The sequence below is a fragment of the Novosphingobium sp. genome, from assembly GCF_032093395.1.
In the GTDB taxonomy this organism is placed as follows: domain Bacteria; phylum Pseudomonadota; class Alphaproteobacteria; order Sphingomonadales; family Sphingomonadaceae; genus Novosphingobium.
Map to the genome: position 1 here is coordinate 17,713 of NZ_DAMDBA010000061.1, position 12,866 is coordinate 30,578.

Sequence of the window (12,866 nt, forward strand, 5' to 3'; positions counted from 1 at the left end):
GTTACTTGTCGCCCAGAAGCAAGGCGATCCAGTGATCGGTCAGGGTATCCATGTCACGAACGTCGCCCAGGCGGCGGTTGATTGCAAAGCCGTCGAAGGCCATCCACATGAGGTGGGACATCAGACCGTCGGCGACAAGATGATGGCGCTCTTCCGGAAGAATGCGGATGAGCAGTTCGGTCAGGAATTCTTCGACTCTCAGCAGGAGGTCGTTCGGTTTCTTGTCGTCGGGCGGCGTGGTGGCCAATGCTTCGACCAGAGCGTTCGCCATGCCATGGTCAGTGGAGGGGATATCCCGCCAAAGGCCCAGGATCAGACGCCGGAGGCGTGTCTCCGGTGATCTGTAGCGCATGGTTGCCGTCTCGATCTCCTCGAGCTTGCTGGTGAGCCACGGCTTGTAAACGGCATAGAGCAGCAGGATCTTCGACGGGAAATAGACATAGAGGTTGGCTACCGTCATGCTGGACGCCTTGGCGATCGCAGCAACGGTGGTAGACGAGTATCCACGCTCGGAAAAGAGGTCGAACGCCGCCATCATGATGGCATTTCGCATGTCCTCTTTCTTGACCTGCGCCATGACTTCCCCTCAAGTTTCATTACCGAATGCCGAACGGCTATCAGAAATGGCCTACCGCCCAGTTGGTGATCCGGCAAGCTATCGGATCGTAGATCCTTGCCACTGTCTTACCGAGAAGGTTCTCTTGCGAGGGGTGGTGGCTCCGGCAAACTTACCGGGCCACCGCCTTCAAAAGTTATCAGAAACGATAGCCCGCAGTCAGCGACCAAGTGCGGGGGCGCCCATAGGCAATCTCCGTACAGCCGCACAAGGTCGACAGATCGGCCTCAGTGATGGCGTACCGCTTATCGAACAGGTTGTTGATAGCGGCGGTGAGTGAGAAGCCGCTGTCGCCGCGCCAGGTGATGCGGCCATCGACAAGCGTGTAGCCATTCAGCTTCTGGCTGTCGAAATTGCGGGCATTGGTGAAGAAGCTGCTGCTGGACGTGACGTTACCTCCAAAAGCCAGCTCGCCACCCATCACGTCCGGAACCTTGTAGGAAGCGCTAGCCGTGAGTTGTCGGCGCGGTGCGAAAGTCGGCGTCACATCCCGGGTAATTCCCGGTGCGATGGGCAGGTCATGTACCGTGCTATGGTTGTACGATCCGCCGACAGACAGCTCCAGGTTCTGCACGGGCCGCAAGGTGACAGCCACTTCGCCACCGTTGGTGGTCGCGTCCGCATTCTGGATATAGCCGCCGGCGGTCACGAACAGAAACGCCTGATAGTTCTTGTAGTCGTAGTGATAGACGGCCGCATCGACCGTCAGGAGGCGATCCAGCGAGAACTTGAAGCCACCCTCATAGGAAACAAGCGTCTCCGGCTTGTAGAGGATCTGCGCGGGTGTGAGGGCGGGGCCGGCCGGAAGCTTGTTGTTGAAGCCGCGACCGCGCACGCCCCGGTTCACGCTCGCATACACGAGAAGATCGTCAGATGGCTTCCAGTTCAGGCCCGCTTTGCCGGTCCAGAAGTTGTTGGAAATACGATTGCTGTAGGAAGGCTGGACGGTGAACAGATAGTTCTGCGTGTCGAGATTGTCATTGTCGTCATTACGAAAGGCGCTCGACACAAAATCGAACTTTGCCCTTTCGTGGATAAACCGGCCGCCCGCCACGAAAGTCAGCGTCGGAACAAACTCGTACTCCACCTGAGCGAACACCGACCCAGATTGCTTGCGAAGCTGTGCCACGTTTGCAAGATCGATGCCCGACGCCTCATAGCCCGGATAGTTGCGGGCGTAGATCGAGTTTGCACGGGCCAGATAACCGCCTTGGGTATCGACCAGAATATTGAGATAATAGGCTCCGGCATTCCAGACCAGATTGTCAATCTTGCCGGTCGCGCGCAGTTCCTGCGTGAAGGAACCTGTCTGCCCGTTCTGCGCAACCCCCAGATAATTGATGGGAGAGACTTCGGCATCCAGCTTCAGGCGCTTTGCGATGTGGATGTAATCGGTGACCGAGTAGATCTGCGTCTCACCCAGATCGTAGGTAAGATGCAGGGCACCGTCGTAAATCTTCATGCCAGTGCAGCGCGAGCAGTAGAAGTCGGTGCTGGTCCGGTAGGCGCTGGTCGGTGGCGGTGTATATCCAAACGAGTTGGGTCCACCTGTGTAGTAACCGCCGACGACACGGTTGGAGGAATCGCGGATAGGCGCCGTACCGATGGAATTGTAAGGTGCCATCGACATGTCCTGCTTGAAATACAGGCCGCTGACACGGGCAGTGAGGCGGTCGCTCAACTGCGACTGCAGTTGCAGGCGCGTAGCAAAAGTGTCGAACCCGCCCAGATCAGGCGCTCCGGGAAAATCGTTCTTCAGCCACCCGTCTTCACGGTTGTAGATCACAGACGCGCGCGCCTGCACGTTTTCAGCGATCGGGCCACTTATCGCACCTTCGACCTTCGCCTGATTGTAGCTGCCGTAAGTGGCATTTACGAAGCCTTCCATCGTTTCGGTTGGCTTGGCGATGACGAAGTTGACCAGGCCGCCCGTCGAATTGCGCCCGAAGAGGGTGCCTTGGGGGCCCTTTAGTACCTCGACATGATCTATGTCGAACATGGCAAAGCTCTGAGCCTGGACCGTCGGGATATAGCCATCGTCGACATAGACGGCGACGGGCGCTTCACTGCCATCGTTGAAGTCGCTGAGGGTGACGCCACGGATGGAAAATGCGGCCGCCTGGCCGCCGGTGTTCGATGCAGCCGTCACACCGGGCGTAATTTTCGCGACATCGATAGCGTTCGTTATCTGGCGGTCGCGCAAATCTTCCGCAGCGAAGGCCGCGATGGTCACCGGCACGTCGCGAATGCTCTGGTTACGGCGCTGGGCCGTGACGACGATATCGCCCCCACCGGTTGGCGGCGATGCTTCGGACTTGGTGCCTCCAGCGACGGTAGTTGCAGTCTGAGCGGATACGTTGGTGGTGAGGCCAGCGAAAACCATTGCCATAGCCGAGCATGGAAGAAAGCGCGACGTGTAGTGCATGAAGCTCCCCTTAAATTGACCAAGTTCCTGCGCGCGAACGATTACTGATCGTTTTTTATTTTTTGGAATTGATGCCGGGGAATGCGGACAAGCATCTTCGCCTCGGGAGATCCCAAGATTCAATATGCTGACGACTTAGGAGCACCCCCCTGACGGGCTTTATTAGCGAGCACTACTCTTTAATGATTCGAGAAAACTGTCAAGCGGACATTTTGATGACAGTCTTCCAGGCTTGGCGGCGGCGACGAAAGTTCACCCGTAGAGGCGACCGGCAATCTGCCGCAAAGTAGCTGTCTCCGAAGACTCGTCCGCAACTCTCGTGCTCAGAATGATCGGAGAAAACGCGTTGTTCTCTCGTACTGGCAGGTAACGTACGTCATCGCGCTGAACGCGCTTCATGGAGATTGGCACCAGGGCCACACCTGCAGCCGACGCGACCAGACCGAGTGCAACCTGGACATCGCGAACCTCTGTCAGAAACTGTGGATAGACCCGTTCGTCACGAAGCATCCCAAGGACCTGATCAATGTAGCTGGGGCGGGGCTGGCTGGGATAGACGATCAGTCTGTGATCGGTGAGATCGCGCAAGCTGACCGTGTCCCGACGGGAAAGCTCATGATCGGCCTGTACGGCAAGAACCAGGCGTTCCTGTGCCAACACCGAGCGCGCGATTGCCGGATCATCAATCTGAAGGCGGCCGATCCCTGCATCTATGCGGCCGTCCTTCAGGGCTGCCACCTGTTCAAGGGTGGTCATTTCCAACAGTTCTACATCAAGGTCGCCAGCGGTATCGCGGAACTCCCGCACGACGTCCGGCATTGCGCCGTAGACGACCGAGGCCACGAAGCCGATTGCATAGCGACGTTTCGAGGCTTTCCCGATCCGCTCCATCGATCTGCGCAATTGCTCGACATTGGAAAGGATCTGCGAGGCCTGATCATGAAAGATGCGGCCCGCCTCGGTAAGCCGGACCGGCCGGCTGTCCCGGTCGAACAGTTGGACACCCAATTCATGTTCGAGTTCACGGATCTGACGACTCAAGGGGGGCTGAGCAACACCCAGGCTTTCGGCGGCTCGCGTGAAATTGCGTTCTTTGACGACGGCTTCGAAATACCGGAGATGTCGGAGTTCCATCATACCTCTGAAGTATCATGCGAGACTGAGATAGTCTTTCCGCTTGACCGTTTCAAGGCCTAGCTTCCCCATCATACCAAACGGGAGAGGGAACGTGGTTGCACTAAAACGTGCCGAGAGTTTCATCGTCGATGTGCCGACGATCAGGCCGCATGTGCTGGCCATGGCGACGATGCACGCCCAGTCTATGGTGATCGTCCGCTTGACCAATGCCGACGGCGTCGAGGGGCTGGGTGAGGGCACCACGATCGGCGGCCTTAGCTACGGCGAGGAAAGCCCCGAGAGCATCAAGTCCGCCATCGACACGTATATCGTCCCGGTCCTCGAAACCTGCGACATCGCGCAGGTCGGCGCGACGATGGCGAAGATCGCCAAGTGTGTGCGCGGTAACCACTTCGCCAAGTGCGCGGTGGAGACGGCACTTCTGGACATGCAGGGCAAGCGACTCGGCGTGCCGGTTTCAGAACTGATCGGCGGCGGGCGCGTGCGTGACAGCCTACCGGTCGCCTGGACGCTCGCCAGCGGCGACACCGCCCGCGACATCGCCGAGGGTGAGGCCATGCTGGAGGCGCGCCGCCACCGCATCTTCAAGCTCAAGATCGGCAAGCGCGACGTGCGGGACGACGTCGCCCACGTCGGCGCGATCTGCAAGGCGCTGGGCGACCGGGCCAGCGTGCGGGTCGATGTCAACCAGAACTGGAGCGAGGCGCAGGCCAAGCTAGGTATGAAGATGCTTCTCGATGTCGGCTGCGACCTCGTCGAACAGCCCATCGCGGGCGACGCGATCGCCGCCATGGCGCGGCTGTCCAAGTCGCAGGCGGTGCCGCTCATGGCAGACGAGGCGCTGCACGGCCCCCGTTCGGCGTTGCGGATCGCGGCTGCCAATGCGGCGGGCGTCTTCGCCCTCAAGATCGCGCAGTCGGGCGGCCTCTTCGCCACCGCCGAAGTCGCTGCGATCGGCACTGCGGCGGGGATCGGGCTCTATGGCGGCACGATGCTGGAGGGCAGCGTCGGCACGGCCGCCTCTGCCCATGTCTTCGCGACCCTGCCAGACCTTGCCTGGGGTACCGAACTGTTCGGCCCACTGCTTCAGACCGAGGAAATCCTGACGACGCCGCTGGCCTACGGCGACTTCTCGCTGGCGGTGCCGGCCGGGCCGGGCCTGGGCATCGAACTGGACCCCGACAAGATCGCCTTCTTCCGGCGCGACAGGACCGCGCCCACCCTCCACGCCGTTTTCGCAGGAGCCTGACACCGATGCTTTTCATGGTCGAGATGGACGTGAACATCCCCCTGGACTTCGATCCCGCCGAGGCCGCACGCATCAAGGCCGAGGAGAAGGCATACTTCCAGACCCTGCAGGCGGCGGGCACCTGGCGGCATATCTGGCGCAAGGTCGGCCTCTATTCCAACGTCTCGATCTTCGATGTGGAAAGCAACGGCGCACTGCACGATACGCTGATGGCGTTGCCGCTCTATCCCTTCATGACGATGAAGATCACCCCGCTGGCCAGGCATCCTTCCTCCATCCATGACGACGATCGCTGATCGTCACCGCACGGCATCACCCAGAACAACGGGAGAGAATAAAATGGACGTCAGCTTCGTGAAGACCCCCGAGATCCAGCAGCTTCTGGACCGGGCGGCGGGCGTGAACGAAAGCGGGGGCAACCCGCGCCTGAAGGGCATCGTGCGCGACCTGACCCAAAGCGTGATGGAACTGATCGTGAAGCACGACATTTCCGAGAGCGAATTCTGGCTGGCGATGAAGTACCTTGCCGACAGCGCCGGTGAGATCGGACTGATCGTTCCGGGCACCGGGATCGAGCACTTCCTCGACCTCTATATGGACGCCAAGGATGCCGAGGCGGGCCTGACCGGCGGCACGCCGCGCACCATCGAAGGCCCGCTCTACGTCGCAGGCGCGCCGCTGGTGGAAGGCAACGTCAACCTCAGCACCGATCCCGACGAGGGTTGCCAAGTGCTGCACATGACCGGCACGATCACCGGCCCGGACGGCGAGGCGGTGCAGGGCGCCATCGTGCATGTCTGGCATGCGAACTCGAAGGGCTGGTACTCGCACTTCGATCCCACAGCTGAGCAGACCCCGTTCAACAACCGCCGCCGCATCAAGCTGGGTTCCGACGCGCGATATGCGTTCTACTCCAAGCAGCCGAGCGGCTATTCGGTTCCGCCGCAGGGGGCGACCGACCAGCTGATGCAGGCGCTGGGTCGTCACGGCAACCGTCCGGCTCACGTCCACTTCTTCATCGAGGCGCCGGGTTATCGCACGCTGACGACGCAGATCAACTTCGGCGACGATCCGTTTGCGGCTGACGACTTCGCCTTCGGCACCCGCGAGGGTCTTTTGCCGATGCCGAGCCGCCAGGGCGACAGCGCCTACATCCAGTTCGATTTCCAGCTGCAGCGTGCGCATGACGCCGGCGACGAGGGCTTCTCCTCGCGTGCCCGTGCCGAAGCGACGCCGGCAGCCGATAACGTCTGAGAACCAGCACAGGAATGCATCGTCATGTCCAAGATTTACGATAGTCCCGCAGAGGCTCTCGATGGCCTGCTGTTCGATGGCATGACGATCATGTCCGGCGGCTTCGGCCTGTCGGGCAACCCGGAGAGCCTGATCCCGGAAATCCGCAAGTCGGGCGTCACCGGCCTGACGGTCGTTTCCAACAACGCCGGCGCGGACGGGTTCGGCCTGTGGATGCTGCTGGAAAGCCGGCAGGTGCGCAAGATGATCTCCTCCTACGTGGGCGAGAACAAGCTGTTCGAGCAACAGTATCTCTCGGGCGAACTGGAACTGGAACTCAACCCGCAGGGCACGCTGGCCGAACGCATCCGCGCGGGCGGGGCAGGCATTCCGGCGTTCTATACCAGGACCGGCGTCGGCACCGTGGTGGCCGAGGGCAAGCCGGTCGAGGTGTTCGAGGGCGAGGAATACGTGCGCGAGACGTGGCTGCGCTCCGACCTTTCGATCATCAAGGCCTGGCGTGCCGATCCTGCGGGCAACCTCATGTTCCGCAAGACCGCGCGCAACTTCAACCCGAACATGGCGACGGCGGGCAGGGTGACGGTGGTCGAGGTGGAGGAGATCGTGCCCGAGGGCACCTTCGATCCCGACTGCATCCATACGCCCGGCATCTACGTCGACCGGGTGGTGCTGTGCACGGTCAACGAGAAGCGCATCGAGAAGCGCACGGTTCGTGAGAAGGAGATCGCGTGATGTCCCAGGAAACCAAAGGCTGGAACCGCGACGGGATGGCCGCCCGGGCGGCGAGGGAACTGCGCGATGGGTACTACGTGAACCTCGGCATCGGCATCCCCACGCTGGTGGCCAACCATGTGCCCGAGGGCGTCAACGTGACCCTGCAGAGCGAGAACGGGATGCTGGGCATCGGCCCGTTCCCGTATGACGAGGACGTCGATCCCGATCTGATCAACGCCGGCAAGCAGACGATCACCGCACTGCCGACGTCCAGCTTCTTCTCCTCTGCGGACAGCTTCGCGATGATCCGCGGCGGCCATATCGACATGGCGGTGCTGGGCGCGATGGAAGTCTCGGCACGGGGCGATCTCGCCAACTGGACGATCCCGGGCAAGATGGTGAAGGGCATTGGCGGGGCGATGGACCTCGTGGCGGGCGTCAAGCGCGTGGTCGTGGTGATGGATCACCTCTCGAAGAACGGCAGCCCCAAGATCCTGCCGGAATGCACCCTGCCGCTGACCGGCAAGGCCTGCGTCGATCTGATCGTCACTGACCTTGCCGTGATCGCGGTGGACCGTGCGAACGGGGGGCTTACGCTCGTCGAACTCGCCCCCGGCGTCACCGAGGCCGAAGTCACGGCAAAGACCGGCGCACCGCTCAAACCGGCGCTAGCCGAGGCTCTCACCTGATGCCGTTCTGTGAGGTCGAGGGCGCCAGCCTCTACTGGAAGCGCGACGGGATCGAGGACGGTCCGGCGCTGGTGCTGCTCAATTCCATCGGCACCGACATGGACCTGTGGGAACCGGTGCTGCCCTTCCTGCGCGAACGTTTCGCCGTGCTGCGCATCGACGCGCGCGGTCACGGTGCCTCGCGCGCCGCGCCGGGCGATCTGACGCTGGCCCGGCTGGCCGACGACGTTCTGGCTGTGGCCGATGCTGCAGGCCTTGCGCGCTTCTCGCTGGCCGGGGTGTCGCTGGGTGGCATGATCGGCATGGAACTGGCGCTGCGCGCGCCGCAGCGCGTCGACAGGCTGATCCCCATCTGCACATCGGCGACGATGGACAGCGCATCGTGGGCCGACCGCGTCGCCAAGGTACGGGGCGGGGGCATGGCCGCCATCGCGCAGCTGGCGATGGGCCGCTTCCTGTCCGACGCCGCCAGCCCGGCGATCTACCAGGCCGTGCTGCGTCAGCTGTTGTCGATGGATGCCGAGGGTTATGCGGCATGTGGCGCGGCGATCCGCGACATGGATCTGGCCACCCGTATCCCTGCCATCGCCGCGCCGACGCTGGTCATCACCGGCATTCGCGACACATCGACCCCGTTCGAGGGCCACGGCGAACATCTCGTCGCGCGCATTCCCGGCGCGGCGCATGTGTCGCTCGAAGCCGCGCACCTTGTCCCGCTCGAAGCCCCTGAGGCGCTGGTGGGCGCCATAGTCTCCTTCCTCGAAAGCTGAGTACCGTGCCCCAAGCCTTCATCTGCGATGCCATCCGCACCCCCATCGGCAAGCTGAACGGCAGCCTTGCCACCGTGCGTGCCGACGATCTTGCCGCGCTGCCGCTGAAGGCGCTGATGGAGCGCAACGTGACTGCCGACTGGGCCGCGCTCGATGACGTGATCCTGGGCTGCGCCAACCAGGCGGGCGAGGATAATCGCAACGTCGCCCGCATGGCGGTGCTGCTGGCGGGTATGGGCGAGAGCGTTCCGGGTGTCACCGTAAACCGCCTGTGCTCGTCCGGCCTCAACGCGCTCGGCATGGCGGCGCAGGCGATCCGCAGCGGCGATGCGGACTTCCTGATCGCAGGCGGGGTCGAGAGCATGACCCGCGCGCCTTACGTCATGGGGAAGGCGGGTAGCGCCTTCGGCCGCGAGCAGAAGATCGAGGACACGACGCTGGGCTGGCGCTTCGTCAATCCGGCGATGAAGGCGGCCTACGGCGTCGACACGATGCCAACCACTGGCGAGAATGTCGCGGAGCAGTGGGGCGTGAGCCGCGAGGAGCAGGACCGCTTCGCCCTCGCCAGCCAGGAGAAGGCTGCCGGCGCGCAGGCCAGCGGCCGCCTTGCCGCAGAGATCGTGCCGGTCACGATCCCGCAGAAGAAGGGCGATCCGCTGGTCTTCGCCGCAGACGAGCACCCGCGCGCCACCAGCCTGGAAGCGCTGGCGAAGCTCAAGCCCGTGGTCAAGGCGGATGGCACCGTGACCGCAGGCAATGCCTCGGGGCTCAACGACGGCGCGGCGGCGATGCTGGTCGCGTCGGAAGCGGCGGCGGCACGCCACGGCCTGACGCCACGGGCTCGCGTCATCGGCATGGCGGCAGCCGGCATCGCGCCGCGCATCATGGGGGCTGGCCCGATCGAGGCGGCACGCAGGGTGCTGTCGCGCAGCGGGCTCACCGCCGATCAGCTGGACGTGATCGAGTTGAACGAGGCCTTCGCCAGCCAGGCCATCGCCACGTTGCGCGATCTGGAGATCGACCCCTTCGACCCGCGCGTGAACCCCAACGGCGGCGCGATCGCGCTTGGCCACCCGCTTGGCATGTCGGGCGCACGCATCGCGCTCTCGGCAGTCGAGGAACTGCAGCGCAGCGGCGGTCGCTACGCTCTGGCGTTCATGTGCATCGGGGTGGGCCAGGGTCTCGCCGTGCTGATGGAGCGCGTGTGATGGAAAGCGTAATTTCAACCATAATTTTCCGGTTGGAAATTACGTTTTGAGTTTGAAGCATTTGGACTTCAGGTATTGCGATCGTAATAGCTATACCGGTTCATAGGTTGCCCTTGTATATTTGGATTTGGTATCCGTAGGACGCCTCGCGTAACAGCGACCTTTGTTACGGGCTTCGGATAGATTTTTTAAGCGGTGAGAGGGAGTAAGTCCGGCTAATGCTGGGACTTGTACGAACCCGCTGCGCGGGAGGGGTGCTTGGCGCTAGGTCCCTCATCTCTCTGGCGCAGCACCATGATTGAGCCCTGCTTCGGGTAGGCAGACCATTGCGACTCCTTTCAACCAAGGAGTCGAACGATGATCGAGATTATTTCCGACCTTCCAGTCAGTTCGTTGCGTCAGCGCATGATCGACGAGATGAACATGCGCCGGTTCGCGCGTAAGACCCAGATCGACTATGTTCGCCACGTAGAGCGCTTTGCCTATTATCTCGGACGCCCTCCCGACACCGCGACACCAGATGATGTGCGTCAGTTCCAGATTGATCAGCAAAATGCGGGCGTCGGCGTGCCGACGATGAACAGCATTGTATCGGCACTGCGCTTCTTCTTCACACGCACAATCGATCGACCCGATCTCTCCCGCAGGCTTTACTTCGTCAAGCACCCTCGATCGTTGCCTACCGTTCTAAGTCCTGACGAGGTCGCGCGTCTGCTCGGTGCGACCACCTCGCTGAAGCATCAGGCAGCATTATCGGTGGCCTATGGCGCCGGGCTGCGCGTGGCTGAGGTGGCGATGCTCAAGGTGCGCGATATTGACAGCGAGCGTATGCTGCTCCGCGTCGAACGGGGCAAAGGCGGGAGATATCGCAATGCGATCCTCCCCGCCGATCTGCTCATCCTGTTGCGCGAGTGGTGGAAGGTCGGGCGTCAACAGGGCGTAATGCATGCCGATGGATGGCTGTTTCCTGGACAGCATTATCTCAAGCCGATCAGTACGCGCCATCTGTATCGGATCGTGGCGGAGGCGGCGCACGCGGCCGGGATTGCGAAGAAGGTCGGCCCTCATACGTTACGACACAGCTTTGCGACCCACCTGTTGGAGGATGGTGTGAGCATCCGGGTGATCCAGGCGCTGCTGGGGCACGAGAAGCTCGAGACTACGGCCTTTTACACCAAGGTTGCGACCCGAACTGCGCGCGCTGTCATCAGTCCACTCGACAAGCTGGCTCTGCTCCCAGCACCCCCGCCACAGGCGGCGCCAGACGGCTAAGCCGTTGCGCACCTCACTTGAGGTCGCCGATATCTTCCGTGCCGCTGGACCAGCCTATCGGGCCGTCCATGCCGGACATCTGAGTTTCACCCAGCTTAAGGTGATGACGGCGATCGAGAACTGCCGCACGTCAGCCCTTGGCGGCCACGTCGAGGCCTGCGAGGACTGCGGGCATTGGCGGATCGCTTACAACAGTTGCCGCAACCGGCATTGCCCCAAGTGCCAGGGCGCGGCGGCGCGCACCTGGCTGGCGGAACGCGAGGCCGATCTGTTGCCGGTGGGATACTTCCACGTCGTCTTCACGCTGCCGGCGCAGATCGCCGAGATTGCCTTCCACAACAAGGCGGTGGTCTATGACCTGCTGTTCAAGGCAGCGTCGGAGACCATGCTGACGATCGCGGCCGATCCCAGGCATCTGGGCGCCAGGATCGGGATCACCGCCGTGCTCCACACTTGGGGCTCGGCGCTTACGCACCATCCCCACGTCCATATGGTGGTGCCAGGTGGCGGCATCGCACTCGACGGGACGCGCTGGATATCTACGCGGCCCGCCTTCCTCTTGCCGGTGCGAGTTCTGGGAAAGCTGTTTCGCCGTTTGTTCCTGACCCGGCTGATCCAGCTTTACGACGCCGGTAAGCTCGCTTTCTTCGGATCGCTCGCATCACTCACCGGACGGCGCGCCTTCCTGCGTCATCTGGCACCGGTCCGGAAGACGCGATGGGTGGTTTATGCAAAGGCGCCCTTTGCGGGCCCTGAAGCGGTGCTCGCCTACCTGTCCCGCTATACCCACCGGATCGCCATCTCCAACCGGCGACTTATCGCTTTCGACAAGACCGGCGTCACGCTCCATTACAAAGATTACCGTCGCGATGGACCCGAACGCCAATCCGTCATGACCCTCGCCACCGGCGAGTTTATCAGGCGGTTCCTGGCCCATGTCCTGCCTCGTGGCTTCCACCGTATCCGGCACTATGGTCTGCTGGCCAGTTCATCGCGCAAAGCCAATCTCGCGCGTGCTCGTGACTTGCTCGAGGTCGCCGCGCCGCCCAACGATGCTATAATCAAAGAGCCCGTCGATCTGCGACCACCGTGCCCTTGCTGCGGCGGGCAAATGATCATCATCGAGACTTTCGAACGCTGGCGACAACCGCGGGCACCGCCAAACATCTCAATCCATAACCCGGAGTTCGCGCCATGATCCGGCATGGCTTGGGATACAGGCATCCTGCCCAGGCACCGTGGCGGGAAGCGCTGCCACTCGCGCCGCGCATCGCCGATGGCATAACGCATGACGAAAAAGACGCGCACTGCCACCGATTAAACCGTCTGAACTGGGCGAAAGGCCGTCCGCCTGGGCCGCACGGATCATACCAAGCCAGCAATAGCGCCAATGCGACTAACGGCTCCGATCTGAAATCCCCATAACTCAGCGCGTGAGGCACCGCGGGTCGTACATGTAAGACTTTCGTACGCCTGCCGGCGCCCGAAACATGGGATAATCGCGGGAGCGAGTCGTCCTGACGCCCGGTGGG

Annotated in this window: 12 protein-coding genes; 9 read left to right on the top strand and 3 right to left on the bottom strand. The window is 62.3% G+C overall.

Going from position 1 to position 12,866, the window contains the following annotated elements; translation table 11 throughout:
* Position 1: 1 nt before the first annotated feature.
* The 3 genes from RT424_RS17730 to RT424_RS17740 form a co-directional block, all read right to left on the bottom strand.
* The gene (locus RT424_RS17730) at positions 2-577 is read right to left on the bottom strand and encodes a TetR/AcrR family transcriptional regulator (protein ID WP_021234334.1); all 576 of its coding nucleotides are present in this window, start codon (positions 575-577) and stop codon (positions 2-4) included.
* A 178-nt stretch (positions 578-755) separates the two neighbouring features.
* Positions 756-3,041 carry a TonB-dependent receptor gene (locus RT424_RS17735; RefSeq protein ID WP_313440915.1) on the bottom strand — a complete coding sequence of 762 codons (2,286 nt, stop codon included), beginning with the start codon at positions 3,039-3,041 and terminating at the stop codon, positions 756-758.
* A 252-nt stretch (positions 3,042-3,293) separates the two neighbouring features.
* Positions 3,294-4,178, bottom strand: coding sequence for a LysR family transcriptional regulator (locus tag RT424_RS17740; protein WP_235054378.1), 885 nt, complete (start codon positions 4,176-4,178; stop codon positions 3,294-3,296).
* 91 nt (positions 4,179-4,269) lie between these two features.
* Between RT424_RS17740 and RT424_RS17745 the strand changes: the two genes are divergently transcribed.
* The 9 genes from RT424_RS17745 (at position 4,270) to RT424_RS17785 (ending at position 12,532) form a co-directional block, all read left to right on the top strand.
* Positions 4,270-5,427 carry a muconate/chloromuconate family cycloisomerase gene (locus tag RT424_RS17745; RefSeq protein ID WP_021234330.1) on the top strand — a complete coding sequence of 386 codons (1,158 nt, stop codon included), beginning with the start codon at positions 4,270-4,272 and terminating at the stop codon, positions 5,425-5,427.
* 5 nt (positions 5,428-5,432) lie between these two features.
* Positions 5,433-5,723 (top strand): muconolactone Delta-isomerase, encoded by a 291-nt coding sequence (catC, locus tag RT424_RS17750; protein ID WP_021234329.1) that lies wholly within the window; start codon positions 5,433-5,435, stop codon positions 5,721-5,723.
* A gap of 43 nt (positions 5,724-5,766) precedes the next feature.
* The gene (locus RT424_RS17755) at positions 5,767-6,681 is read left to right on the top strand and encodes a dioxygenase (RefSeq protein WP_313440919.1); all 915 of its coding nucleotides are present in this window, start codon (positions 5,767-5,769) and stop codon (positions 6,679-6,681) included.
* Positions 6,682-6,705: 24 nt separating this feature from the next.
* Positions 6,706-7,413 (top strand): CoA transferase subunit A, encoded by a 708-nt coding sequence (locus RT424_RS17760; RefSeq protein ID WP_021234327.1) that lies wholly within the window; start codon positions 6,706-6,708, stop codon positions 7,411-7,413.
* Positions 7,413-8,084: a 3-oxoacid CoA-transferase subunit B gene (locus RT424_RS17765; RefSeq protein WP_313440922.1), complete on the top strand. Its 672-nt coding sequence runs from the start codon at positions 7,413-7,415 to the stop codon at positions 8,082-8,084. The genes RT424_RS17760 and RT424_RS17765 overlap by 1 nt, the downstream gene beginning before the upstream one ends.
* Positions 8,084-8,854 carry an alpha/beta fold hydrolase gene (locus tag RT424_RS17770; RefSeq protein WP_021234325.1) on the top strand — a complete coding sequence of 257 codons (771 nt, stop codon included), beginning with the start codon at positions 8,084-8,086 and terminating at the stop codon, positions 8,852-8,854. Before RT424_RS17765 ends, RT424_RS17770 begins: the two co-directional genes overlap by 1 nt.
* 5 nt (positions 8,855-8,859) lie before the next feature.
* Positions 8,860-10,062, top strand: a complete 1,203-nt coding sequence (gene pcaF / locus RT424_RS17775; protein ID WP_313440925.1) for a 3-oxoadipyl-CoA thiolase — start codon at positions 8,860-8,862, stop codon at positions 10,060-10,062.
* A 357-nt stretch (positions 10,063-10,419) separates the two neighbouring features.
* Positions 10,420-11,334, top strand: coding sequence for a site-specific integrase (locus tag RT424_RS17780; protein ID WP_313440927.1), 915 nt, complete (start codon positions 10,420-10,422; stop codon positions 11,332-11,334).
* Between the two features lie 4 nt (positions 11,335-11,338).
* Positions 11,339-12,532: an IS91 family transposase gene (locus RT424_RS17785; RefSeq protein ID WP_313440929.1), complete on the top strand. Its 1,194-nt coding sequence runs from the start codon at positions 11,339-11,341 to the stop codon at positions 12,530-12,532.
* The last annotated feature ends 334 nt before the right edge of the window (positions 12,533-12,866 follow it).